Consider the following 23,701-nt stretch of genomic DNA (forward strand, 5'->3'; position numbering starts at 1 on the left):
GTTCAGGTACCCAGTTTTGACTGGGTGCTATCGCCTGCACTGTAGCCGCTTAAAAACGTGTCAATAGCTCGGTGGACGGCATCCTTTAGCTCAGCGCTGGACAGTCCTTCCCTGACGCCCATCAGGAGCGGAAACACCGTCTCGGAATCCAAAAGGGCGATTAGGTGTCGCGTGGCGACCTCAGGATCTGACTTACGCATTACCCCCGCCTCCATTCGACCTTTGAAAAACTCTGTCAGTAATTGCATTGCGACCTTTGGCCCAGCTGCGACGAAAAGATTGCCGATGTCGCTGCGTCCCGATTCGCTGATAACGATCCGTAACGTTTTTATCGATGACTCACTGGCAACTACCGCGAGAGAGGTTTCTCCGAACTCCCTGAGCATCGCAGGCAAGTCTTTGCTTTGACTGGTCAATAGCTTTTCCAGGCTCGGCAGAATCTGCTTCTTGGCCACTTGATGACTGACCGCCGCGAAGAGCTCCTCTTTGGAGCTGTAATAGCGATAAAGCGTGGATTTGGAGCCGCCGATCTGGGCCGCTATGCCAGCCATGGAGGCTGCCTCAAATCCCTCTTCCTGAAAGACTTTTGCTGCTGCCTGAAGAATGGCATCGCGCTTCACTTCCGAGAGTAATCGCACCGTAAATCCTCTTATTTCGATACCCAGCTGTACCATTATTGCTTGACGGAAGAAGACTGTCAAAATATAAGGATACAGGTTGGTATCGTTATTCCGAGTCGTTTCTGGAGCTCTCTATGTGTCTTGCATCTTCCAATCGCCTGATGTTAGTGGCGACCATCGTGTCGATCAGTGTTTTGACGGCTTGTGGAAAGCCTCCCGGCGGACCTCCACCGGCTCCCGGCACTCCCGAAGTCGGGACGCTATCGGTAAAACCACAGCGCGTGGTTTTCACCACAGAACTTCCGGGCCGCACGGTACCTTTCCTGATTGCAGAGGTGAGGCCTCAAGTGAATGGTATTGTCTTAAAGCGCAGCTTTATCGAAGGCAGCGAAGTAAAGGCTGGCGAGGTGCTGTATTCCATTGACCCCGCGACCTACAAGGCGACTTACAGCAGTAACCAGGCCGCTCTGTCCAAGGCTCAAGCAACCCTTACCTCCGTTCGGCTAAAGAGTGATCGCTACAAGGAGTTGGCCTCCGTCAACGCGATAAGCCGCCAGGACTACGACGATGCTATCTCTTCTCTGGGCCAGACTGAGGCGGATGTGTCGTCGGCCAAGGCAAATGTTGAAAGCAGTCGTATCAACTTGGCGTACACGCATGTTGATGCACCTATTTCAGGTCGCATCGGCAAATCCAGTATCACACCGGGAGCGTTGGTTACCGCCAGTCAAGCTACGGCCATGGCAACTATCCAGCAGCTCGATCCGATCTACGTCGATGTCACCCAGCCAAGCGCTGCATTACTGCGTCTCAAGAAAGCGATGGCCCAAGGGGATATTCAAAAGAGCGGTGCCAGTGCTGCAAAGGTCAGACTGCGGCTTGAAGACGGCAGTTTCTATCCATTTGAAGGGACGCTTGAGTTTTCGGACGTAACGGTCGATCAAGACACAGGCGCGATCACGCTACGTGCAATCTTCCCGAATCCTCACACGGATTTATTGCCCGGCATGTATGTACGCGCGGTGTTGGAAGAGGGCGTGAAGGAACAAGGGCTACTCGTGCCGCAGCAAGCGGTGTCGAGAGATAGCAGGGGAAAACCGATGGCCTATGTGGTGGGGACAAGTAACAAACTTGAACGTCGGGAGTTGGAGACCGAGCGTACTATTGGGGATCAGTGGCTGATTCGCAGCGGGCTCAACGCAGGAGATCAATTGGTTATTGACGGCCAACAGCGTGCATCCCCAGGAGTTGAGGTCAAGCCAGTGCCCTGGCAATCGCAACCTGCAGCGCTGGCTAACACATCCTCTGATCTTCGCTGAGCTTGAGTAAATAACATGTCACGCTTCTTTATAGATCGCCCGATTTTTGCTTGGGTACTGGCCATTGTCGTGATGTTGGCCGGCCTCATTTCCATTCTCACATTACCCATCGCGCAGTATCCGAGTATCGCCCCACCGGCAGTGGCTATTACAGCCACTTACCCTGGTGCTTCAGCCAAGACGCTTGAGGACACGGTTACCCAGGTAATCGAGCAGAAAATGAAGGGCCTTGATCGTCTGAGTTACATCGCGTCAACGAGTGAGTCCAACGGAACGGTGACGATCACACTGACGTTCGAAAATGGGACCGATCCAGATACTGCGCAGGTGCAAGTGCAGAACAAGCTCAACCTGGCCACGCCTCTTTTACCCTCTGAAGTGCAGCAACAGGGCATCCAAGTCGTCAAGTCATCCACTAATTTCCTGAACATTTTGGCATTCACCTCTGAAGACGGCAGGATGAATGGCTCAGATTTATCTGACTATGTCTCTGCAAATGTCCAGGATGCCATTGGTAGGGTCGAAGGTGTTGGCGATACCACGCTGTTTGGTGCGCAATACGCAATGCGCATATGGATTGATCCGGACAAACTGGCGAGCTTCAGTCTTACGCCAACGGATGTAAAGCAAGCCATTCAAGCGCAAAACGTACAGGTTTCATCTGGGCAGTTAGGGGCGCTCCCAGCGATTGCCGACCAACAACTCAACGCGACCATTACGTCTCAGACTCGTCTTCGGACTGCGGAGGAGTTCGAAGATATTCTTTTGCGTACCGAGTCTAACGGCGCTCAAATACGTTTACGCGATATCGCCCGCATTGAACTTGGGAGTGAGAGTTACAACAACTCCAGCCGTTTCAACGGCAAGCCTGCCGCGGGTTTGGCCATCAAGCTTGCCACCGGTGCAAACGCGCTGGACACTGTAAAGGCCATTGACGCCCGCATCGAAGAGTTAAAGCCCTACTTCCCTCAAGGCGTGCAGGTACAGAAACCCTACGACACTACGCCATTTGTGCGCATCTCTATTGAAGAGGTGGTACGCACGCTCGTTGAGGCGATAGTGTTGGTTTTCCTGGTGATGTTCCTGTTCCTTCAGAACTTCCGTGCGACGCTCATCCCGACGATCGCGGTTCCCGTGGTGTTGCTCGGAACGTTCGGAGTGCTTGCCGTCTTTGGGTTCAGCATCAACACCTTGACGATGTTTGCCATGGTGTTGGCCATTGGGCTATTGGTCGACGATGCGATCGTGGTGGTGGAAAACGTCGAGCGGGTCATGAGTGAAGAGGGTCTTTCACCCAAGGAGGCTACCCGAAAATCCATGGGGCAAATCACCGGTGCGCTAGTCGGCGTAGCTTTGGTACTGGCTGCAGTATTCATACCCATGGCATTTTTCAGAGGTGCCTCGGGGGTGATTTACCGTCAGTTCTCGATCACTATTGTTTCCGCCATGACGTTGTCTGTACTCGTGGCAATGATCTTGACTCCTGCACTGTGTGCCACCTTTCTTAAGCCCCTGGGCAAGGGGCATGAACCCGCCACTCGCGGTTTTTTTGGCTGGTTCAATCGCACGTTTGATCGGGGAAGTGCCCGGTATCAGCGGGGGGTCAGTCATCTCCTCGGTAAACCTAAGCGCTACATGGCGATATACGGTGTCATCGTTGCGCTGGTTGTATTTGGATACACAAAATTGCCTGCTGGTTTTCTCCCTGATGAAGATCAAGGTACGCTCTTTGCCCTCATCCAACTTCCGCCGGGTGCAACGGCCAAGCGTACGGATGAAGTGCTCAAGCAGGTGGAACAGCACTTTCTTGTTGACGAGAAAGAGGCTGTGTCAGGCCTCTTCACGGTGGCCGGTTTCAGCTTCGCAGGTAATGGACAGAATATCGGTCTAGCGTTCGTCAAGCTGCGGCCCTGGGAGGAGCGTAAAGATGAGGCGCTAAGTGTAAGCAGTGTTGTGGATAGAGCCTGGAGAGCCTTGGGCAAGATTCGAGATGCTCAGGTTGTACCTTTCGCACCTCCCGCCGTTTCAGAATTGGGCAATGCAACCGGCTTCGACCTTATGCTTCAGGATCGTGCCAACCTTGGCCACGACGCTCTGATGAAAGCGCGTAATCAATTGCTGGATACGCTCAGCAAAGACCCGCGCCTAGTCGCTGTTCGGGCCAATGGCCAAGAGGATGCCCCCGAATTTGGACTCGAGATTGATCGTCATAAGGCTGGAGCGCTAGGTCTCTCGATGTCTGACGTCAACGATACCGTGTCTATGGCCTGGGGGAGTAGTTACGTAAACGATTTTCTGGATCAGGGTCGAGTCAAAAAAGTGATGCTCCAGAGTGACGCCCCCTTTCGCATGTTGCCGCAGGATATGGGTCGTTGGTATGTAAGAAACACTTCGGGAACGATGGTCCCATTCACGGCATTTTCGAGCGCGCAATGGGCTTCAGGGTCTCCGAAGCTTGAGCGCTATAATGGTGTTCCTTCTGTAGAAATTCTCGGGATGGCTTTACCCGGGCAGGCTTCGAGCGGCGAAGCACTGGCGATCGTCGAGGAGGCAATCACCAAACTGCCTCCTGGTTTCGGTTATGAGTGGACGGGATTGTCCCGTCAAGAAAAGTCATCGACCGGGCAGACAGGGCTTCTTTATGCATTGTCCATCCTGTTTGTATTCCTGTGTCTGGCAGCGCTCTATGAGAGCTGGGCCATCCCTTTAGCCGTCATCATGGTTGTACCGCTTGGAGTTTTTGGAGTTCTATTGGGGGCCTTTCTGACGTGGAAAATGAACGATGTTTATTTTCAAGTGGGCTTGCTGACCACAATAGGGCTGGCTGCTAAAAACGCCATTCTAATCGTGGAGTTCGCCAAGGATTTGCACGCCCAAGGTCAAGGGCTCTTTGAGGCCACGATGCATGCCGTACGGATGCGTCTACGCCCTATTTTGATGACTTCGTTCGCCTTCATCCTGGGTGTGCTGCCGCTGGTATTAGGCAGCGGTGCGGGGGCCGGCGCGCAAAACGCTCTTGGTACTGCGGTTATTGGAGGGATGCTCTCAGGTACCCTTTTGGCGATCTTCTTTGTGCCGCTGTTTTTTGTTGTGGTTTACAGGTTGTTCAAGGTAGAGAACCCTTCATAAGACATTTGAGAGATTATTAGGTAGTTCGCTCTACTGAAACGTTAATAATCGTACATTTTGTCAAGCTGCTGTTGTTAAATACTAGGCGAAATTGGTGTATTTTCCCGGTATGAGATGATCGCGGCTTAGGGAGGGGTTGATCTATGGTTCGTCGTACTAAAGTAGAAGCGCTTGAAACGCGGAATCGGATACTGGAAGCGGCAGCGACGCTTTTTCACACTAGGGGAGTAGCCCGCACTACGTTAGCGGATATCGCAGCATTAGCCGGGGTAACGCGCGGGGCAATTTATTGGCATTTCAGCAGCAAAGCGGATTTGGTGATTTCCGTGCTGGATAACTTGAATGCGACCGTTGGAGAGCTGTCTCGGCAGCGTGAAGATGAAGAGGATCCGTTGAATGTAATGAGTCGCTTGTTGCTAACTCTCTTTCAGCAGATGGTGACGTGTCCGCGAAAACGGCGGGTGTATCAGATAGCCTTTTATAATTGTGAACTGACAAATGAATTTGGTAGTTATCGTGATAATCGCAAAGCGCTCCTTCTCAGCGGCCGTATCTGCATAGCTCGTATTTTTGTGAGTGCTGTGAAAAAAGGGCTGTTGCCCGCTGATCTTGACACAGACAGGGCGGCTATTTTTCATTACGCATTTGTAGAAGGGGTTATTAGGCATTGGTTGTTAATGCCAGAAATTTTCGATATTTACCAAGAGGCCAAGCGATTAACCGATATTAGTTTCGAGGTGGTGGCTTCGGCTAGCTCCCTGCGAAATCGAATTGAAGAGGGTGATTAATTGGTTGGCGTTGTACTAACTTGGTTCTGGTGCAGAGAGTCAAGTGAGAAATTGATTGTTCTGCCCTTCGTCACGTTGACTCAGGTTCCAGGCCGTATCACCGCTAGGTTGGTTGGCATTGAGTCAAAACGCCTTTTGTCTAGTTGAATCGATATTGCTTTGTAAATAGTACAGGGGTTGATGTTCCTCTTACACTGAGGTCAATTGGGAGGTGCAATGAGTAACTTTCGTTAGCGCGAAAGATTTAACGCCAAGCAGCAATCACTTGACTGAGAAGAAACTGTCTCTCGCGGATGCAGTCGTACGTCTGAGCGTATTACCCATAGCCTCTATTCCTGTATAAAACGAAAAACGGCGCGAGTTACTGGTTATCCATGACCGTGTAGCGGACATTGATATTGGCTCGCGCTTTCACGTTGTTGCCGTTCCCGGAGATCTTGCCAAAGAGGCTGGGCGGATCTTCAAACCATTAACCGCCGGCCGCAGATAACCTGACGACTCAGGGCTCTGAATCTCATATCATGGGAATTTCTTCTGGTGATTGCGACGTGCGCTATAGATAATTTCTCAGGCTGTGATACATCTGCAGAAAACGCGGCGTAGAGATCAGCATGGATCGAGCCAAGGGAACCGCGGTTCTCGATAAAACCTTCGACATCCTCGAGGCCATCGGCTTGTCCAGCGAAGGCCTCGATAACCAGCAATTGGCTGTGCAGTTGAACCTGCCGCGCGCCACGCTCTACCGCCTGCTTGCTTTGCTGGTGGAGCGCGGCATGGTGCGCCGGGACGCTAATAATAAGTGCTACCGGTTAGGCTTTCGTTACCTGGAGCTGGTGCGTGGTGCGTGGATGGAGCCAGATCTAATCGCCGCTGCCAGTTTCGAGCTACGTGCATTGCGTGATCTCACTGGGGAAACTACGTACCTGGCGATTCGTGACGGTGACCAAGTGTTATCGCTGGAGCGTTGCGACGGCGCTCACAGCCGACGCTCCGCTGCCTCTATGGGGCAGCGCAAGGCCATGTATTGCACGGGACAGGGCAAGGCGATACTGAGCGCACTGGGAGATGAAGAACGGCGTGAGCTGGTCAAGCACATGACCCTCACGCCGCTGACGCCGCTGACCATTACCGACCGTAATCGTCTGCAGACTGAGCTGAATGTTACCCGCGTGCGCGGCTACGCTATCGATGATGAAGAAATCGTGCTCGGCGTACGCTGTGTCGCCGCGCCGGTTGTAGACAGCGCGGGCCAGGTACGCGGTGCGCTCAGCATCGCCGGCCCAGCCTATCGCCTGACCCTTGAGCGCCTGACGTTACTCGGCCCGGAAGTGGCGGCGTCAGCACAGCGGGTGGGCAGCCAACTGGCGGTGAAGCAGGCCGAGGCGCGCCCGGATGAATTGCAGCCGGTCAGTAGCCAGTGGGCATTTTTGGGCGGGCACCCGCGTTGGAGTGCCAGTGAACAATGCCTGTACTGGGCGGACAAACTCGGCCCGGCGGTGTATCGCCATGGCGCCGAGGGCACCGAACGGGTGCTGCGCACCGAAAAACCAATCATGGGCCTGGAACTGACGCCGAACGGCTTGTTTGTGGCGCTGGAAGACGAACACTTTCTTTACGACAACGGCGAGGTACGGCACCGCACCCCCTGGGGGTTCGGCACACTCACGTGCCTGTGCTGTGATCGGGATGGGCGGGTCTGGGCAGCGATCCGCATGGGCAGCGGCCAGTGGAAGGTCGGCGAAGTCTCCCGCGATGGCACGCTCACCAGCCATTGGCAGATCAGCGAGGCCATTGGCGCGCTGTGCTGGGACTCGCCTCGTCAGCAGTTGTTTGCGCTGGCGCCGGAGTCGGGCAGTGTGTATCGGCTGCGTACCGGCGGCGAAGTGCGCCGTTTTACCAGCATGCCTAAAGGCTCGGGCCAACTCAGTGGCCTGGCAGTGGATGCGGATGGCAGCGTATGGACGGCATTGTCCGGCGGCTGGAGCATCGTCAAATTCGACCACGAGGGCAATCTGGAGCGCATGCTCGGTGTACCGGTCGCGTCGCCAACCGACCTGTGCTTTGGGGCGGCCGATGGGCGCACGCTGTTTGTCACCTCATCGCGCCAGGCGGTCAGCCGGCAGGCGCTCAAGAATGCCCCGTGGTCAGGGACCGTCATGAGTACACCGGCCGGCAGCCAAGGTGCACCGGCACCGCTGACCCGGGGCCCGGTCTAGGCTTATTTCAAGGCAAACGTGTAAGAGAGGATGACGCGGTTCTCATCGCGCCGGCCTGTCGCATCGCCCTGGATCTCGACATTACGCAGGCGCAGTGCCAAATCCTTGAACATACCTGACTGGATCACGTAGCTCAGGTCGATGTTGCGCTCCCACTCCTTGCCCGGCTGGCCGTTTATCTCGAAGTTGTCGCCGTGTACATATCGCGCAAATGCGCTCAGCCCCGGCACGCCCCAGCCGGCAAAGCTGATGTCGTAGCGGCCCTGCCATGAGCGTTCCTGGGCACGATCGAAACGCATCACCTGGATCGCGTTGCCCACGCCGGGCAGGTCGGTTTCCTGTAGAAACGGCAGCGCGCTGTCACCGGCGTTGTACTGATAGCCCACGGTGACTTTGTGCATGCCATAAGCGGCGCTGGCCAGGGCCGAGGTCAGGCGACTGTCGAGCGCACCGGCGAGGGCTGATCCGGCTTCGCCGGTGTCGGTATGGTTCAAGGTACCTGACAGTCGCCAGGCGCCCATATCCACGAACTTCGAGGCGGTAATCAATTGCTGCTCGTATACGTTTTCCAGTTCGCCGGCCCACAGGCCCAGGCTGAACGACTGCACCGGTGTCCAAGTGGTGCCCAGGTAGTTGAAACGGTCACTGCTGACGTTCAGGTAGTTACCGGTCTGCATGTCGGTGGAGTGGGAGAACCCACGGTAGTTGGTCTGGCGCATTTGCCCGAGGCTGAAGGTGAAATGGTCGACTTCCTGGCTGTCGATCATCACCCCTTCGAAGAACTGCGGCAGCAGGCGTGAGTCACCGGCATATACCAACGGGATTTTGGGAAACAGCCCGCCGATCTTCAGCTCTGTCTTGGAATACTTGAGCTTGAGCGCAGCAGTGCCTTCGGAGTACTCGTTGACCGAACTCGGATCATTGTTGCGGGTGGCACCCAGGCGTTTGGTAAAGCCGGGTAGTAGCTCACTGCCGCTGCGGGCGGGCGAGGAGTCGAGTTTGAGCCCAAGCCCGGCATAGACGTCCACGCCAATGCCGATGGGTGTGTCGGTGTAGCCCGATTGGGCCTTGAAGATAAAGCCTTGGGCCCACTCTTCGATTTTCGACTGCGCTGGCGCCTTGGTGTCGCGCAAATCGTGGTTGTAGTAAAAGTTGCGCAGGGTAAGTGAGGCTTTGCCGTCATCAATGAAGTCGGCGTGGGCCACGACGGGTGCAAGACCCAGACTGAGAAGAGGTAGGGAGCGATAGAAGTTCATTGTTATTGTTGTCCTTCGGTGTGGGGCTGATCGGGTCAGGCAGGGATCCAAGTGAGTGAAAGCGCAGCGCTCAATGTTTGCCCGGCGTCGAGCACTTGGGTGCCTTGCTCGGGCCATAGCGCGGGTGGCGTGTTGAAGGCGTCCGCCAGGTGCGATACCGGCTCCAGGCACAGGTAGGGCGCACCGGGTGGTGCGAAAACCACCAGGTGATTCAACGGCTGCTCCGCCGTCATCAGCACCTGGCCCTGGGGGTAATCGAGTTGCAGGCGCCCGTCCCAGCGCGAGCCGTAAACCGCCACTTCATGAGCGACATCGGCTGGCAGCAGTAGCGACTCGCTTAATTCGTGCACGCTACCGGTGGGCAGGTAATCTGCGTCGATGTCCCAGGCCAGAGCGGGGGCGAAGCGTACGGTCAAACCGGGGTGGCGCTGGAAGTATGGGTGCAGGCCCAGGCCCGCGGGCATTGAGGTGCGGCCCAGGTTCGTGACCGACAGTTGCAGGCGCACAGCGTCGTCGTAGAGTTCGAAGCGTTGCTGGAAACGCACCGGCCATGGCCAGTGTTCGCCGCTGTAGTCCACCGCCAGCAGGGCGTGGGTGGCGCTGTGTTCGATCACCTCCCAGACCAGCGTGTGGCTGACACCATGTAGCGTGTGCGGTTGGGTGGCGGGGTGTGCCGGCAACGCATGGACCAGGCCGGCGTGCTTCAGGCGCGCATTACGCAGGCGGTTGGAGTAGGGCAGAAGTGGGTAGGCGCCACCTCGCGGCCAATCCAGCGGATCAAAGCTGTCGGAATGGAGCGGGGTGAACACATCCAGCTCGCCAACCTTGAGGCTGGCGACGCGGCCGCCCCATTGTGGCAATAAGCTCAGGGACCAGACTTCGTTGTGCAGTGCCAGGGTTTGCATGGTCGCTCCGTGTTTCTCGGGCATGCAGAAGCCCGGCCGGTGGCCCGAAGGCACCGAAGAGGGCTGCTGCGTCAAGGGATGGGGTCAGTTACGCTGGAAGCGCTCGAACACGTTCATGTCCATGACCAGGCCAAGTCCGGGGCCCTGCGGCACGCTCAGCTCACCGTCATGCAATAGACCGGGCACGTCGTAGAGCCAGCCTTGTGGCTGCACATACAGATACTCCACCAGCGGCACCGCTGGTTGGACTGCCGCCAGATGCAAGGTGGCGATCAGGCCCGGTCCGAAATACGGGGTATGCGGCAACACCACGGTGCCGTGCTGGCTGGCCAATTCGGCGATGCGCAGGCATTCGGTAATGCCGCCGACCTTGGTCACACTGGGCTGGATCGAATCCACTGCGCCGAGCTTCAGGGTTTGTTCGAATTGGTACGCGGTGCACCAATTTTCGCCCGCTGAGATCGGTACGCCGGCGCCGCGCAGGCTGGCCAGGGTGGCGAAATCTTCCGGCGGAAAAATCGGCTCTTCCAGCCACGCCAGCTTCAGGTCTGCCAGGCGCGGCAACCAGGCGCGTACATCTTCCACTTTCCAGGCGCAGTTCACGTCAGTGGCCAACGGTGTATCGGCACCTATGGCGTCACGACAACGGGCGATCTCGTCGATGTTCACTTCATGCAGCTTGATGGTCTTGAAGCCTTGCTGCAGTGCCTGCCGGCAAACTTTCGGTGCCACGCTGTGCTCGCCGTAGCGCACCAGACTGGCATAGGCCGGGATCGAGGTGCGGCTCGCTTCGCCCAGCAGCCGATGCAGCGGCACGCCCTCACGGCGCGCCTTGAGGTCCCACAGTGCCATGTCCACACCCGAGAGTGCGAAGGTGGTGACGCCGTAGCGGCCGAACAGATGCAGCGCCAGTTGTGTATCCAGGTTCCACTGCGTGATGTCCTGCACCTCGCGGCCTACCAGCAGCGGCGTAAACAGGCGCTGGATCAGTGCGCGGGTGGCGTCGGCGACGAAATAACCGAATGCCTCACCCCAACCCACATTGCCGCGTTCGTCTTCCACCCGTACCAGTACGTTTTCCAGGGTGTTCCAGGTCGTCGGCGTGACATCGTGGCCCTTGCCGCCATCGGTAAACGGAATCTCGACAATAAAAGTGTCCAGTCGGGTGATTTTCATGAGCGGTTCCCCAGCAAAGCAGTCAATGCAGCACCGGCGTAGCTACCGCCTACATGATCACGCCCGGAGTGGGCCGGGTCCATCGCCTCGTAAGGGAGGAAGTCCTGCGCCAGGTGCTCGGCCGCATTGTCCTGGGGCGTATAACCCAGAGCACGCGCGCGGGCATTGCTGAACATTGCGTTCGGGCACTCGGACACGCCGTAGACAATCTCGTGCTGCACTGCGGGATGTTCCAGACCAATACGTACCAACTGCGCCAGGTCGCGGGCACTGGTCCACAAGCGCAGACGGCGGGCGTCGCTGACCTTGGCGCCAGCGTTACCGATTCGGATCACGAAGGTCGGCAGCTTATACCGCAGGGTCCAGGCGGCGCAGGCGGCTTCACCGAACACTTTGCTCAAGGCGTAGTAGCTGTCGGCAGCAGCCGGCATATCGTCGAAGGTATCGGCGGCGTCAGTGCGGTACTGACCGAGCACATGGTGGCTGCTGGTAAAGATGAAACGTTGCACACCGTGGCGTTCTGCCGCTTCGAGCAGGTAAAGGGTGGCGTGATAGTTCGGCTCCACCGTGCTGCCGAATGCGATGCCGGTGCCATGGGCGCACGCCAGGTGCAGCACTGCATGGCTGCCAGTGACGGCCTGATCGACAAAGGCCGGGTCGGTCAGATCTCCCACTAGTGCAGTTTCGCCTTCTTCAAGACCATGGATTGGTTGGCGGTCGAGCAAGCGCAGCTGGTATTTCTGGCGCAAGTAAGGACGCAGAGCGGTGCCGACGATGCCGGCGGCACCTGTGATCAGAAGTGTTTGCATAGCCAATACTCGAATGCTTGTCAGTGCCGCCCGAGCACGGGCGGCGAAAAAATCAGGCAGTTGCTGCTACAGCCTGCGGGGCTTTGGGCGCGGTCACGAAGAACGCCACAATCAAGGCACCGAAGATGCCGAGGATACCCGCCAGGCCAAAACCGCTGGCGAAGGTGCCGGTGCTCTGAATGATAATCCCGGTAAGCGTCGGCGCGACGATGCCGGAAAGGTTGGCCAGGCCGTGCATGAAGCCACCGGCGGTGCCCACCTGGTGGTCCGGCACCGCGTCCTGGATCAGCGACCAGTAGGCCGGTGCCGAAAGCATCAGGAAACCAATCGCCGCGGTCATCACCACCACGGTCGACGTCACGCTCTCCAGTTGGCCCGTGATACCGATGCAGCACGAAGCGATCAGCAAGCAAGTTACCAGCACCACTTTGCGCGAGAACAACCGGCGGCCAGTGCGCTTGAAGACCCAGTCGATCAACACGCCGCCGGCGATAAAGCCGAGGGTGCCGACAAACCACGGCAGGGCGGTGACGATGCTCATGGACTTGAGGTCGATGCCCTTGGCGTCGATCAGGTAGCTTGGAAACCAAGTCATGAAGAAGTACAGGATGTAGTTGTAGCAAAACAGTGAGACACCGGTGACCAGTACCGCGCGTTGCATGATGATCTGCATCACTGGCGTGCGTGGCGCATCTGCTGTCGCCTGCACCGGCACCTCACGGTCGGCGTTGATCAGTGCCAGTTCCTGCGGACCTACCTTGGGGTGTTCCTTGGGCGTGGACGCGGCCATGCGGAACCAGGCGATGGCCCACAGGATGCCGATGCTGGCAATCACCACGAACGCTACGCGCCAGCCCAACCACAGGGCCAGGAAACCGACGATTGGTCCCGCCAGTGCGCCTCCCAGTGGGCCGCCGGCCTGGGCAAATCCAATGGCACGGGCACGTTCTTTGATGGGGAACCAGCTGTTGATAGCTTTGTTGGCTGTGGTACTGACCGGGCCTTCGCCCACGCCAAACAAGGCGCGCACGATCAGCAACGACCAGAAATTGAACGCCAGGGCAGTACAACCGCAGAGCACCGACCAGAAACCCATCGACCAGGTGAGCACACGCTTGGGCCCAAAGCGGTCGGCCAGGTAGCCCCCGACAAAACAGAACAATGCATAACCAAAGAAAAAACTGGAGAAGATCAGGCCCTTCTCCGACGGTGTCAGGTGGTAATCCTGGGTGATGAAGGGCATTGCAATCGACAGTGCAGCACGGTCAACGTAGTTGATGACCATGGCCAGGAACAGCATCGTCAAGATCACCCAACGATAGGGTTTGTTGTTATTCATCGCTGTCTCCGCGCGCCCTCGTTGGGGCGCGCCTATTGTTGTGGTCGAGCGGGTTTCAGCAGGTGTAGTCCACAGCAACCCATTCGAAGTACTGCTTCAGGTCCTTGACGAGCGCCTGGTGAGCCGGGTGGGGCAGGTAACGCTCCACCGCGTCGGCATCGTCGAAGCTTGAGTCAAGCAGGTAGTCCCAGCAAATAGGACGATCCAGCTCATTGGCCGCGACGGTCCAGTCGCGGATGAAATCGATCTGTTCCGGCAGGCGCTGCATACGCTGCACCAGTTGCTGTTCCAGATCCTGATTCACCGCTACCTCAGGTAGACGGCGGAACATGACGAGGTGTCGCATCATGGCGCTAGCCTCCTTATACCTGGGCCCAGGCCGGTGCATCTTGCAGGGCCACCGGGCGCAGGAAGCGCTCTATAGCGGCGTAGCCGACCGAGGTAGTCTGTGGTGTGGTGGAACTCGGCCATGGACCGCCATGTTGCTGAGCGGCGCAAACCGCCACACCGGTAGGCACTCCGCTGAACAGCACACGACCTGATACCGCTTCAGCGGCTTGCACCAATGCGCGGTTGGCTGGGGTGTCCTGGTTGGCGCCCCACAGCGTGGTAGTCAACGTGCCGCCGACAGCCTGCAAGACCTGGTGCACCTGCGCCAGATCACGCGCCTTCACGACCAATGCGCCGGGGCCGAACATTTCTTCGCGCAGCGCCGGGTTCTGGGTAAATGTCGCCGCATCGGTGGCGTACACCCGTGGCGACGGGCCTTGTGCATCCGGACCGGGGGCGAGCAGGGTGGTGGCATGGCTCGCCACATGGGCGCTGGCCGCCTCAAAACCCTGGCGCATGCCGGGGGTGAGCATGGCGTGGGGTTGGATCGGCGCCAGTGCTTCACAGAGTTGGCCGATGAATCCCTCGCTGATCGCGCCTTCGAGCAGCACAATCAAGCCTGGGCTGGTGCAGAACTGGCCGCACCCCATGGTGATCGAAGCGGCGAGTGTGTTGGCCAGTTCGGCGCTGTTTTGCTCCAGTGCGGCAGGCAAGGCCACCAACGGATTGATCGAACCCAGCTCACCAAAGAATGGCACCGGACGTGCGCGCTCATTGGCGAGTCTCCACAAGGCCGTACCACCCTGGAATGAGCCGGTGAATGCCACTGCAGCGATGTCTGGGTGTTGCACCAAATAGCCGCCGGCGCCACGGCTGGCGTTATCTACCAAGGTCAGCAAGCCTTCAGGCAGGCCCTGGGTACGCACCACCTCACGGGCCAGATCAAACACGGCCTGGGACAGGCGCGGATGGCCGGAGTGGGCCTTGACTACCACCGGGCATCCTGCCGCCAGGGCCGATGCGGTGTCGCCGCCGAGCACGGAGAACGCGAACGGGAAGTTGCTCGCCGAGAACATTGCCACAGGGCCCAAAGGGCGCAGCACGCGGGTCAGTTGCGGGTGTCCGGCAGGCGGTGCGCCGGCCACGGCGTCGTCAACGACGCGGTTATAGGCCGGCCCGCTGGCGAGGCCATCGGCAAACCCGCGCAGTTGGAAAGCCGTGCGAGCGATTTCACCGCCCAGGCGCCCGGCGTCCAGATGGGTTTCTTCGTCAGCTAAGGGAATCAGGCTGTCTTTGTGGGCTTCCAGCGCATCGGCGAGGCCGTGCAGCAAGTTGGCGCGCACGGCTGCGGTGGCTTGCGCCCACTGCGGCGCGGCAGCGCGGGCCAGAGCGACGGCGCTGTCGACTATAGAATGTTCACTCACCTCAAGCCTCCAAGGGTTTCAAGTGGTAGCCGCGACCTTCGTAGTCGAAGGCCACCAGTTCATTGATGGTCACGTCTTGCTTGGCAGGCGAGGCGTAGTAGGCGCGAATCTCACTGATCAGGCCGGTGTCCTTGTCGAAGATGTACCACTCGTCGCCACGCAGGGCGGTGCCTAACTTGCTTTTCCAGTGGGTCCACTCGATCACAGCTTCGTCGCTGTCGTGGCTCACCAGAATCTTCTCGATGGTCCACTGCGAACCCAGGTTTGCCACGCACCACTGCCACTTGCGCGCGATGGTGTCGGCGGTGCGCCACGGAATCTCCGGCAGACCGTCCGGAAAGTAATGCACGGCGTCCGGGGTGAAGCAGCTGACCAGCGCGTCGTAGTCCGCTGCATTGCACGCGTCGAAGTAGCGGCGGATGGTCTGGGCGTGTTTATGCTCGGCCATGATCAAATCCCTTTGCCGATGATCGACGGGATGTGTGGGCGGCCCGAAGCCACCCAGTCCTGATAGGCTGCTACCGCTTCCGGGCTTGGCGGGTACACGCCCCACAGGGCTTCGCCGGCGGCGATGCGCATGGCCAGGTAGTTTTCAATGTCGTCCTGTTCCAGGCATACCTCGGCCAGTTCTTCGGCCAGGTGCGCGGGCACCAGGGTCAGGCCATCGGCGTCGCCAACGATTACGTCACCGGGGTACACGGCAATACCGGCGCAGCCAATCGGCACTTGCAGGTCGGCCACGTGGTGATAGGAGATGCGCGTGGTGGCGACTATTTCGCGAGCGTAGGCCGGCAGCGGTAGTTCAGCGATCTCGCTGCCGTCGCGCAAAGCACCGTCGGTCACGATGCCACGGGCACCACGAGCGAGCAGGCGGGTCACCAGGATGTTGCCCGCGGACGCGGCAGCGGCGTCGTTACGGCTGTCGATCACCAGCACGTCGCCCGGCTGGATCTGCTCCACACCTTGCCATTGCAGGTTATCGCCGTTTGGTTTGGTGGTCATGGTTCCGTAGGTGTCGATGTCTTCACGCGCCGGAATAAAGCGCATGGTGAACGCACGCCCGGCGAACGGCTTGGCAGTGCGGCTCATGGCCTTGAGACCGACAAAAGCTGGCTGGCGATAACCGCGCTTGAACAGCTGGGTGGTCAAGGAGCCGCTGGAGCAACAGGCCAGCTTTTCCAGTGTCTGGTCGCTGACGGTAACGTTGCGCTTGGCTGTGTTCTCGTTTGCTTCAGCGTATTGGTGAATAGCCATTCGGTTCTCCTGGCATCCCGTGACGACGGGGTAAGTTCTGCTCGTGGTGACAATCACCTGGGGAGGCGAGCGATGGGGCGATGCTAGGCCCATGGCCGGCAATGGCAAAACGCCGCGGGCCCTGCCAAGGGCTTGCTGTCTCACATCGCGAGACTCACCTGATGGTGGCAATGCCGTCCCCGCGCTGTCCTGACCGGGCGAACGTTAATCTGGATAGGTGTCTTCTTGCGGATTTGCCTCCATGTCTGACTACCAGCTTGACCCCGCCCTGCAGGTCTATGTCGATACAAGCGCACGCTTTAAGCCCCGCGATGACACCGTGGTTGCGCGTCGCCAAGCCTTTGCCGATGCCTGCCGACATTTCACTGGACCACAACCGCCAAACCTCTTGATCGATGACCGACGACTCGGTGAACTGCAGGTGCGCATATACCAACCTGAGACTGAGCCACTTCGAGGTGGCTGGCCGACGGTGCTGTACCTGCACGGTGGTGGCTGGAGCATGGGCGCGCACGACACCCATGACTGGTTCGTCTTCGCCTTGGCCCGACGCTTATCGGTCGCGATAGTCGCCATAAACTACCGCCTAGCCCCGGAGCACCCATTTCCGGCGCCTCTGGAGGACGTGTCGACTGTTTGGCAGGCATTGCGCGAAGGCCATTGGCCGGGACTCAGCACCGAGCGCTTGGCAGTGGCGGGAGACAGTGCCGGCGGTACGCTGGCGGCGGGGTTGTGCGTAGCGTTGCGCGAACAGGGCTTGGCGCAACCATGCATGCAGGTACTGGTGTATCCGGTGCTCAGCGCACGCAAGGATTTCCCCTCCATGTCCGAGCACACTTGTGCGCCGATGCTTACCTCATCCGGATTGGCGGCGTCGTTGGCCGGGTACGTGCCGGATGAAGTCCGCCAACGCACCCCCAGGGCGTTGGCATTGGAGCAGGAGGTTGCGACGGGGCTGGCCCCTGCATTCATCGCCGTGGCGCAGTGGGATCCGTTGTTCGATCAAGGCCGGGACTATGTGCAGCAGCTCAAGCGGGCCGGGGTGGTTGCGCAGTTGTATGTCGGCGAAGGGCTGGTCCATGCCAGCTTACGTGCAAGCGGCGTAGAATCGGTGGAGCGTTGCTATGACGCGATTGCGCAAGCCTTACGTACGGCGTTGTATCCGCATCATACCGTCCGTTGACAATACGATACGTCTAGTATTAGATTTGTGTCATCTACAAAGAGAATAAAAAATGATCGATGACACGCTTCGAGTGATGTGGTTCGTGCCTCCTGCCATCGCGGTAGCGGCCTCATGGCAAATGCCAGATTTGCCTTTCGAGTCTTCCTTGACTCAATCCTCTGATGAGCAATACCTATCGCTCTGTGAAGGTAAGGTCGATGCCGTCATAACCTCTATCGACAACGTCTTGCACTGGAACCAGCGCGAAGGGCCACAAGACTTCGTGGTAATTGCTCAAATCGAAACTACCACTCCGCTACAACTGATCGGATCATCGGCTCTGTCGACACCTGCCGACTTGGTCGGTGCCAACATTCTGGTGGATGCTCCAGAGAATGGATTTGTCATTGCACTCCGAGCGCTTCTCCAACAAACGGGACTCGGGATGGACGACTATCGCCTGACACCGATAGGCGGCGTGAAAGAACGTTTTACCGCCCTTCTTGAAGGGAAGGGAAGTGCAACTTTACTCGGTCCGCCATTCAATACAATGGCGGTGCAACGAGGTTTCAATAAACTCGAAACAATTCAAAATGTGTTTGCCGACTTCCCCGGTCAAGGATTGGTCATAAGGAAATCTATGAGCCATGCCAATAAGTCCCTAAAGACATGGGTACGGATGCTTCAGGCATCATTGACGAGCCTCCCTGGCGAAACGGCAAAGCTAAAAGAAGCTTTGCAAGTGTTTGGCATGCCTTCTGAAGCAATAACGGCGCTGGTTGAGACTATTCCTAGAACTTTGGTTCCTGCTAGGGAAGGTGTTGAGCTTCTTATCGCTCAGAGAGCTTCGCTCAGATTGCCAGGTTCGAATTTTACTTATGAGCAAATTGTCGATTGCTCTTTCTTGCAATGATTCTGGAGTGCATATGAATAAATTCTCGCTTGGGACATTTTCTTTAAAGTCCAGCCCGCAGCAACGCTTCGCGGGTCTGGTTGTCGAGGAAAGGATTTTTTCTCTCGATGGTTTGGCTGAAAAGTTCGGTGTTGATTCTCTTCGAAACAAAAGTGTGTTGTCGCTCCTTGAGAGCTGGGAGGCTAGCTACACGGCGCTTGAAGCGCTGGTTAATAGAACCGACACTGCATCTTGGTACAGTGAAGAGCAACTGATTTTTCGCCCTGCGGTTGACTTGCCGCGACAGGTTTTCTGCACGGGTGCTAACTACCGCAAGCATGTCGTTGATTTGACGGTTGATTCAAACGTAGGTCCCGAAGGCTTGAGCAAGGAGGAGCTCAGGGCATGGGCCGAAGATATGATGGATCAAAGGGTGGCAAACGGGGAACCTTATGTGTTCACCAAGCCGGTCTCCGCAATTTCGGGTGCTTATGACGACCTTGTTCTTCCTCCTACGACGACCAAGCCAGACTGGGAGTTGGAGCTGGCAGTAGTGATTGGCAAAGAGGGGTATAACATCCGAGCGGAAGAGGCCATGGAATACGTAGCCGGATACACGATCGTCAATGACATCTCGGCTCGCGATCTTATTCCGCGTACCGATTACAAAATGCTCGGTACGGACTGGATGAGATCGAAAGGGCAGCCAGGGTTTCTTCCACTGGGTCCGTACCTTGTTCCCAAGCAGTTCGTAGAAGACCCACATAATCTTTCTATGCGTCTGACCGTCTCTGGCGAAACGATGCAAGATGAGACTACCGCAGATATGCTCTTCGGGATCGCACAACAGATCAGTTATATCTCTAAGTATGCAAAACTATTGCCAGGTGATGTGATTTGCACCGGATCACCTGCAGGCAATGGAACTCATTACAATCGTTTCTTGCGCGACGGCGATATCATGGTTGGCACAATTGCCGGACTGGGTGAGCAGCGGCAGAAGTGCGTCAGTTACCCAGGTTGAGGCGACATGTTATGCAAACGATCGATGACAATCCAGATCGCGCTTTCTTGGAGCGTGTTATTTCGGAGTCACAGTTCGACATCCCGTTTGAATTGACCGCTGGACTAAGTGCGCTTGGCGCTCGGCTGGTTCACGGCCGTTCTGGAGCTGTCGAACTCAGTTTCCAAGTGCCAATAACAGCGGTTCAGGGGAATGATGTCATAGCAGGTGGCACATTGATGACGATGCTCGACTACGCCATGGCTTTTGCAGTGCTCAGCAAGCTCTCTTTTGGACACACCTGTGCCACAACTAGCGTTACGGTGAACATGCTGGTGGCCGCGAAACCATCGCTGCTGAAAGCTAAAGCTACGGTTGAGCGTGTGGGTCGTCAGATTGCATTCGCCAAGGCTGAGCTTTATGACCCTCAGCGAGAAGTCTTGGTCGCCAGCTCGTCAGCAACATTTGTGGTCATGCCGGTAAGTCGCCTTAAGGCGGCATGATGAGCAAAAAAATTTAGATGAATTGGATACAAAACGTATCGTTTCTGAGGCTTTCGATGAATAACGTTAACGAAGTGGCTTATAAGCCAGTGCGAAGAATTGTCACTGGTCATAACGAAGCCGGTGAGTCGATTTTCACTAGCGACGCGAACACTCCAAACGTTTTGGCGCAAGCAGGCAAGCCGGTTGCGCAGGTCGTCTGGGCAACAGGTGCAGGCCGGGCGGTCGGTTTAGATCCGGCACCGGCCGGGCACAAATTTGGTTTTCATTCTGACAATGGTTCGTTACTTCGGATCGTCGACTTCCCACCAGATGAGGTTTATGACCAGGAAAAGTTGGTTGAATTTCTCGATAGTGAAGGTGTTCGTGACAGGCGGCAGCCTCGACATTTCTGGTTCCACAAAACGGAATCTCTTGATTACGCCGTGGTGCTCGAGGGGGAGATTGTCGCGATGATGGATCAGGGGGAAACGGTCATGCGATCAGGGGACGTACTGATACAGCGGGCCACGAATCACAGTTGGTCGAATCGTTCAGGTCGTGCCTGTCGAATGCTATTTGTCCTGTTGGCGCTGAAGGAAGGAGAAACTCTGTGAGAAAAATCATCATTACCGCAGCCATCACGGGCGGTGCACATACGCCATCGATGTCCCCTCATCTGCCGGTGACGCCTGAAGAAATCGGCGATCAGGCAATCGAAGCGGTACAAGCGGGAGCAGCGATCGTTCATCTTCACGCTCGCAACCCTGAGGACGGTCGGCCTACTGGCGATCCTGAAATCTTCCGACAATTCGTGTCCCGAATTAAATTAGAAACCGATGCGGTGGTGAACATTTCTACTGGCGGTGGCGGTCCTGGAATGCCCATTAATGAGCGGGCAGCGGCAGGTATCGCGCTGCAACCAGAGATGTGTTCCCTTAATATGGGATCTATAAATCTCAATCTTTCCGAGATGGCCAGTAAGGATCGAGAATGGCGTTATAGCTGGGAAGTGGAACATCTCAATGCAACAAAGGATCTGGTTTTTCGCAATACATTTTCAGATATTGAATGGATCTTGCGTACCATCGGCGAAACCGGTACCCGCTTTGAGTTCGAATGCTATGACGTGAGCCATTTGTATACACTCAAATACTTCCTGGATAAGGGGTTGGTTAAGCCGCCGTTGTTCATTCAAACGATTTTTGGACTGCGCGGTGCGATGGGGGCTCACATCGAGGATGTGTTGCATCAGAAACGAACAGCGGATCGCTTGTTTGGTGACCAATATTACTGGTCGGTATTGGGGGCTGGAAAAGATCAAATGCCTCTTGCAACACTTGCCGCTATTGCAGGAGGAAACGTTCGAGTGGGCCTTGAGGATAGCTTGTACATCGGACGTGGTGAGTTAGCTGTCTCCAACGCCGCTCAGGTGCGGAAAATTCGCACTATCGTTGAGCACTTGGGTTTTGAGGTAGCGACACCTCAAGAAGCAAGAGAGATGCTGGCGTTGAAGGGGAAATCCAAAACCGCTTTTTAAGCAATTCGATCGTCGGGAGGCGAGGCTGTTATCGGCCTGACAATGTCGATAAAAGAGGCCTTCCTGATAAGAATGGTGGCCGACAGCACCTGCTTGCCGGCCACCATGGAATTTGTGAGCATTAACCGTCTATGGCTCAGCGCCCAGCAGATGGCAAACGTAGCTGATATGTGATTCAGCAAAGGCTTCGTCCAGCGGTGCATGGCCAATCATCAGACGCATATAGACTGGCCCGTAGATCAGGTCCATCAACAACTCGACATTTGTGTCGCTGGGAATATCGCCGCTGCTTTTCCAGTCTTCAAGCATTTCTCTTACGACCGCTCTCCTTCCGTAATGAAACCGCTCCCGGAAGACGCGAAGTACGTTGGGATCAGATTGGCCCTCGGCAATTATCTGGGCGACCAGCCGCCCGGGCCATCCTGAATATTGCGTCACCAACGATCGAAAATGATGCGCTACTGCATCGCGAGGGCGCAGATCACGGGGAAATGTTGTTTTTACCAGATGGTGCTCTATGAACGCATCGATGACCACGGAAGCTTTCGAGTCCCACCACCGATAAATGGTCGCCTTACTGACTCCGGCTTCTCGGGCAATGGCTTCAATAGAAATTGCCTGGATCGATTTGTCCTGAAGCAGACTAATAACGGCATCTAGGATCTGTCGACGCGTAGCTTCACTGCGGGGGCGACCAGCGGGCGACTTGTCGGTTGATGAGTTTTTTTTAACCTGCATTGGTTCTTTGACTCCGAGGAGGTAAGCAGTCTGGCTGATTAAGCGGAAAATTTTTAAAAACGAAACGATTCGATCAGTATATTTTGCCTCCTCGAAAAAAGCCAATTTAGTCGAAGGTACGCACCCCACGCCTCGGATAATTCCGACTGAATACTACGGTCTATTTGCAGGAAAATAGGTTGGGATATTGCCTTCTCTTAGCTGTTTACAAAACGAGTCGTATCGTATAGATTTTGATTGTGCAGACCTAAATGCCGGCTCTTGAGAGCCGTTTCAATAAAAAGAGGGAGAACACATGAAGCTAGGCCGAATTTCTGTAGATGGGCCGGACGGCGCGCAAGCACGTCTGGTATTGGTGGTGCCAGAAGAGAAGCGTGTGATCGATCTGAAGCGTGCGCTCCAGGCCCAATTGATAGGCGAAGGATCTTCTCGTGAAGCGTCGTTGAAGTACGCAGAGGCGGTTTTCCCAGGCAGTATGTCTGCTGCGATCGCTCTAGGCGCGCCATTTAGCCAGGCAGCTGAAAAGATCAACGTGAAGCGGCCGGATGCATACTCCACCTCGTTCGATAGCGTTCAATGGTTGCCAGCTTCAGATCCCTCAGTGGTACGAGATGGGCTGACATTCGTGGGGCACATCAAGGGCTTCCATGAAAAAATCGGCCAAGCGCCCACGCCGAATCTTTTAAAGGTTCCGGGTTATTTCAAGGGTACCCCGCATACGGTCATAGGACATGAAGCGGAAGTTCCTTGGCCAGGTTATATCAAGCACATGGACTACGAGCTGGAGCTTGGCTACGTCATCGGAAAACGTGGAGAAAGTTTGCGTCCCGAAAATGCGCTCGACCACCTGTTTGGTATCACCATCTTCAACGACTTCAGTGCCCGCGATTGTCAGGCAGTCGAAATGCCGATTGGGATGGGCCCCACTAAGTGTAAAGACTTCGCCTATGGTATCGGCCCCTGGATTACCACCGTTGATGAATTCAAGGATCTAGACCGGATTGGCATGGAAGTTCGCGTCAATGGCGAGACTTGGGGCAAGGGTGACAGCTCCAATAAGCTGTGGACGATTGGAGAGCTTATTGCCTGGGCCAGCCTTGGTGAAGCCATCGTGGCAGGCGATGTGATCGGTTCGGGTACGCTGGGCGGAGGTTCCGCCTTGGAGCTTGATCGTAAGCTCCAGCCAGGTGATGTTGTTGAAATGATCGTTGAGGGAGTAGGGACTCTGCGCAACAGAATGGGACAACCAATATCGGGTCTTTGGTGGCCTGAGGAACGCAAGCCCTTCATGTGATTGTATTTTGACGTTCGTGTGC

Annotated in this window: 22 protein-coding genes; 11 read left to right on the plus strand and 11 right to left on the minus strand. The window is 56.6% G+C overall.

From position 1 onward, the window contains the following. Positions 1-2: 2 nt before the first annotated feature. Positions 3-638 (minus strand): TetR/AcrR family transcriptional regulator, encoded by a 636-nt coding sequence (locus M1D99_RS11980; protein ID WP_458131877.1) that lies wholly within the window; start codon positions 636-638, stop codon positions 3-5. Between the two features lie 116 nt (positions 639-754). On the opposite strand from M1D99_RS11980, the gene M1D99_RS11985 reads away from it, so the two are divergent. From M1D99_RS11985 to M1D99_RS12000, 4 genes are all read left to right on the plus strand, one after another. After that, the gene (locus M1D99_RS11985; RefSeq protein WP_458131878.1) at positions 755-1,939 is read left to right on the plus strand and encodes an efflux RND transporter periplasmic adaptor subunit; all 1,185 of its coding nucleotides are present in this window, start codon (positions 755-757) and stop codon (positions 1,937-1,939) included. A gap of 15 nt (positions 1,940-1,954) precedes the next feature. Next, entirely contained in the window at positions 1,955-5,068 is a 3,114-nt protein-coding gene (locus M1D99_RS11990; protein WP_458131879.1) for an efflux RND transporter permease subunit, read from the plus strand. Between the two features lie 143 nt (positions 5,069-5,211). After that, positions 5,212-5,856 (plus strand): TetR family transcriptional regulator, encoded by a 645-nt coding sequence (locus M1D99_RS11995; protein ID WP_458131880.1) that lies wholly within the window; start codon positions 5,212-5,214, stop codon positions 5,854-5,856. A gap of 611 nt (positions 5,857-6,467) precedes the next feature. Further along, positions 6,468-8,072 (plus strand): IclR family transcriptional regulator domain-containing protein, encoded by a 1,605-nt coding sequence (locus tag M1D99_RS12000; RefSeq protein WP_458131881.1) that lies wholly within the window; start codon positions 6,468-6,470, stop codon positions 8,070-8,072. A 2-nt stretch (positions 8,073-8,074) separates the two neighbouring features. Here the strand turns inward: M1D99_RS12000 and M1D99_RS12005 are convergent, their stop codons facing one another. The 9 genes from M1D99_RS12005 to M1D99_RS12045 all read right to left on the minus strand — a co-directional run bounded on the left by M1D99_RS12005 (position 8,075) and on the right by M1D99_RS12045 (position 16,565). After that, the gene (locus M1D99_RS12005; protein ID WP_458131882.1) at positions 8,075-9,328 is read right to left on the minus strand and encodes an OprD family outer membrane porin; all 1,254 of its coding nucleotides are present in this window, start codon (positions 9,326-9,328) and stop codon (positions 8,075-8,077) included. Positions 9,329-9,363: 35 nt separating this feature from the next. After that, positions 9,364-10,233, minus strand: coding sequence for an aldose epimerase family protein (locus tag M1D99_RS12010; RefSeq protein WP_458131883.1), 870 nt, complete (start codon positions 10,231-10,233; stop codon positions 9,364-9,366). 84 nt (positions 10,234-10,317) lie between these two features. Beyond that, entirely contained in the window at positions 10,318-11,409 is a 1,092-nt protein-coding gene (locus M1D99_RS12015; protein ID WP_458131884.1) for a mandelate racemase/muconate lactonizing enzyme family protein, read from the minus strand. Then, the gene (locus M1D99_RS12020) at positions 11,406-12,218 is read right to left on the minus strand and encodes an NAD-dependent epimerase/dehydratase family protein (protein ID WP_458131885.1); all 813 of its coding nucleotides are present in this window, start codon (positions 12,216-12,218) and stop codon (positions 11,406-11,408) included. The genes M1D99_RS12015 and M1D99_RS12020 overlap by 4 nt, the downstream gene beginning before the upstream one ends. 52 nt (positions 12,219-12,270) lie before the next feature. Further along, entirely contained in the window at positions 12,271-13,557 is a 1,287-nt protein-coding gene (locus M1D99_RS12025; protein ID WP_458131886.1) for an MFS transporter, read from the minus strand. Between the two features lie 55 nt (positions 13,558-13,612). Then, the gene (locus M1D99_RS12030) at positions 13,613-13,906 is read right to left on the minus strand and encodes a Dabb family protein (RefSeq protein ID WP_458131887.1); all 294 of its coding nucleotides are present in this window, start codon (positions 13,904-13,906) and stop codon (positions 13,613-13,615) included. A 13-nt stretch (positions 13,907-13,919) separates the two neighbouring features. Further along, positions 13,920-15,311 carry an aldehyde dehydrogenase (NADP(+)) gene (locus tag M1D99_RS12035; RefSeq protein ID WP_458131888.1) on the minus strand — a complete coding sequence of 464 codons (1,392 nt, stop codon included), beginning with the start codon at positions 15,309-15,311 and terminating at the stop codon, positions 13,920-13,922. Between the two features lies 1 nt (position 15,312). Then, positions 15,313-15,759, minus strand: a complete 447-nt coding sequence (locus M1D99_RS12040) for a nuclear transport factor 2 family protein (RefSeq protein ID WP_458131889.1) — start codon at positions 15,757-15,759, stop codon at positions 15,313-15,315. Between the two features lie 2 nt (positions 15,760-15,761). Further along, on the minus strand, positions 15,762-16,565 hold the full coding sequence (locus M1D99_RS12045; protein ID WP_458131890.1) for an RraA family protein: 804 nt from the start codon (positions 16,563-16,565) through the stop codon (positions 15,762-15,764). Positions 16,566-16,806: 241 nt separating this feature from the next. Between M1D99_RS12045 and M1D99_RS12050 the strand changes: the two genes are divergently transcribed. The 6 genes from M1D99_RS12050 to M1D99_RS12075 are packed head-to-tail and all read left to right on the plus strand — an operon-like array spanning position 16,807 to position 21,647. After that, the gene (locus tag M1D99_RS12050; protein WP_458131891.1) at positions 16,807-17,748 is read left to right on the plus strand and encodes an alpha/beta hydrolase; all 942 of its coding nucleotides are present in this window, start codon (positions 16,807-16,809) and stop codon (positions 17,746-17,748) included. A 52-nt stretch (positions 17,749-17,800) separates the two neighbouring features. Then, the gene (locus M1D99_RS12055; protein WP_458131892.1) at positions 17,801-18,643 is read left to right on the plus strand and encodes an ABC transporter substrate-binding protein; all 843 of its coding nucleotides are present in this window, start codon (positions 17,801-17,803) and stop codon (positions 18,641-18,643) included. Between the two features lie 13 nt (positions 18,644-18,656). After that, complete coding sequence (locus M1D99_RS12060) at positions 18,657-19,646, plus strand: fumarylacetoacetate hydrolase family protein (RefSeq protein WP_458131893.1); 990 nt, start codon at positions 18,657-18,659, stop codon at positions 19,644-19,646. Positions 19,647-19,657: 11 nt separating this feature from the next. After that, positions 19,658-20,128, plus strand: a complete 471-nt coding sequence (locus tag M1D99_RS12065; protein ID WP_458131894.1) for a PaaI family thioesterase — start codon at positions 19,658-19,660, stop codon at positions 20,126-20,128. 56 nt (positions 20,129-20,184) lie between these two features. Then, entirely contained in the window at positions 20,185-20,724 is a 540-nt protein-coding gene (locus M1D99_RS12070) for a cupin domain-containing protein (RefSeq protein ID WP_458131895.1), read from the plus strand. Beyond that, a complete protein-coding gene (locus M1D99_RS12075; protein WP_458131896.1) occupies positions 20,721-21,647 on the plus strand; it encodes a 3-keto-5-aminohexanoate cleavage protein in 927 nt (308 codons plus the stop codon). The genes M1D99_RS12070 and M1D99_RS12075 overlap by 4 nt, the downstream gene beginning before the upstream one ends. 129 nt (positions 21,648-21,776) lie before the next feature. Here M1D99_RS12075 and M1D99_RS12080 read toward each other — a convergent pair whose 3' ends face one another. After that, positions 21,777-22,385, minus strand: coding sequence for a TetR/AcrR family transcriptional regulator (locus M1D99_RS12080; protein ID WP_458131897.1), 609 nt, complete (start codon positions 22,383-22,385; stop codon positions 21,777-21,779). 295 nt (positions 22,386-22,680) lie between these two features. Between M1D99_RS12080 and M1D99_RS12085 the strand changes: the two genes are divergently transcribed. Continuing rightward, a complete protein-coding gene (locus M1D99_RS12085; RefSeq protein ID WP_458131898.1) occupies positions 22,681-23,679 on the plus strand; it encodes a fumarylacetoacetate hydrolase family protein in 999 nt (332 codons plus the stop codon). Positions 23,680-23,701 lie beyond the last annotated feature (22 nt).

Source organism: Pseudomonas sp. R3-41 (assembly GCF_054161485.1).

What these genes read in the sequence shown, in the direction of transcription:
- M1D99_RS12040 (WP_458131889.1), bottom strand. Translation starts at nt 15,759, where the DNA reads ATGGCCGAGCATAAACACGCCCAGACCATCCGCCGCTACTTCGACGCG.
- M1D99_RS12005 (WP_458131882.1), bottom strand. Translation starts at nt 9,328, where the DNA reads ATGAACTTCTATCGCTCCCTACCTCTTCTCAGTCTGGGTCTTGCACCC.
- M1D99_RS12080 (WP_458131897.1), bottom strand. Translation starts at nt 22,385, where the DNA reads ATGCAGGTTAAAAAAAACTCATCAACCGACAAGTCGCCCGCTGGTCGC.
- M1D99_RS12050 (WP_458131891.1), top strand. Translation starts at nt 16,807, where the DNA reads ATGTCTGACTACCAGCTTGACCCCGCCCTGCAGGTCTATGTCGATACA.
- M1D99_RS12010 (WP_458131883.1), bottom strand. Translation starts at nt 10,233, where the DNA reads ATGCAAACCCTGGCACTGCACAACGAAGTCTGGTCCCTGAGCTTATTG.
- M1D99_RS12000 (WP_458131881.1), top strand. Translation starts at nt 6,468, where the DNA reads ATGGATCGAGCCAAGGGAACCGCGGTTCTCGATAAAACCTTCGACATC.
- M1D99_RS12030 (WP_458131887.1), bottom strand. Translation starts at nt 13,906, where the DNA reads ATGATGCGACACCTCGTCATGTTCCGCCGTCTACCTGAGGTAGCGGTG.
- M1D99_RS12045 (WP_458131890.1), bottom strand. Translation starts at nt 16,565, where the DNA reads ATGGCTATTCACCAATACGCTGAAGCAAACGAGAACACAGCCAAGCGC.
- M1D99_RS12015 (WP_458131884.1), bottom strand. Translation starts at nt 11,409, where the DNA reads ATGAAAATCACCCGACTGGACACTTTTATTGTCGAGATTCCGTTTACC.
- M1D99_RS11985 (WP_458131878.1), top strand. Translation starts at nt 755, where the DNA reads ATGTGTCTTGCATCTTCCAATCGCCTGATGTTAGTGGCGACCATCGTG.
- M1D99_RS11990 (WP_458131879.1), top strand. Translation starts at nt 1,955, where the DNA reads ATGTCACGCTTCTTTATAGATCGCCCGATTTTTGCTTGGGTACTGGCC.
- M1D99_RS12060 (WP_458131893.1), top strand. Translation starts at nt 18,657, where the DNA reads ATGAATAAATTCTCGCTTGGGACATTTTCTTTAAAGTCCAGCCCGCAG.
- M1D99_RS11995 (WP_458131880.1), top strand. Translation starts at nt 5,212, where the DNA reads ATGGTTCGTCGTACTAAAGTAGAAGCGCTTGAAACGCGGAATCGGATA.
- M1D99_RS12070 (WP_458131895.1), top strand. Translation starts at nt 20,185, where the DNA reads ATGAATAACGTTAACGAAGTGGCTTATAAGCCAGTGCGAAGAATTGTC.
- M1D99_RS12025 (WP_458131886.1), bottom strand. Translation starts at nt 13,557, where the DNA reads ATGAATAACAACAAACCCTATCGTTGGGTGATCTTGACGATGCTGTTC.
- M1D99_RS12065 (WP_458131894.1), top strand. Translation starts at nt 19,658, where the DNA reads ATGCAAACGATCGATGACAATCCAGATCGCGCTTTCTTGGAGCGTGTT.
- M1D99_RS12055 (WP_458131892.1), top strand. Translation starts at nt 17,801, where the DNA reads ATGATCGATGACACGCTTCGAGTGATGTGGTTCGTGCCTCCTGCCATC.
- M1D99_RS12085 (WP_458131898.1), top strand. Translation starts at nt 22,681, where the DNA reads ATGAAGCTAGGCCGAATTTCTGTAGATGGGCCGGACGGCGCGCAAGCA.
- M1D99_RS12020 (WP_458131885.1), bottom strand. Translation starts at nt 12,218, where the DNA reads ATGCAAACACTTCTGATCACAGGTGCCGCCGGCATCGTCGGCACCGCT.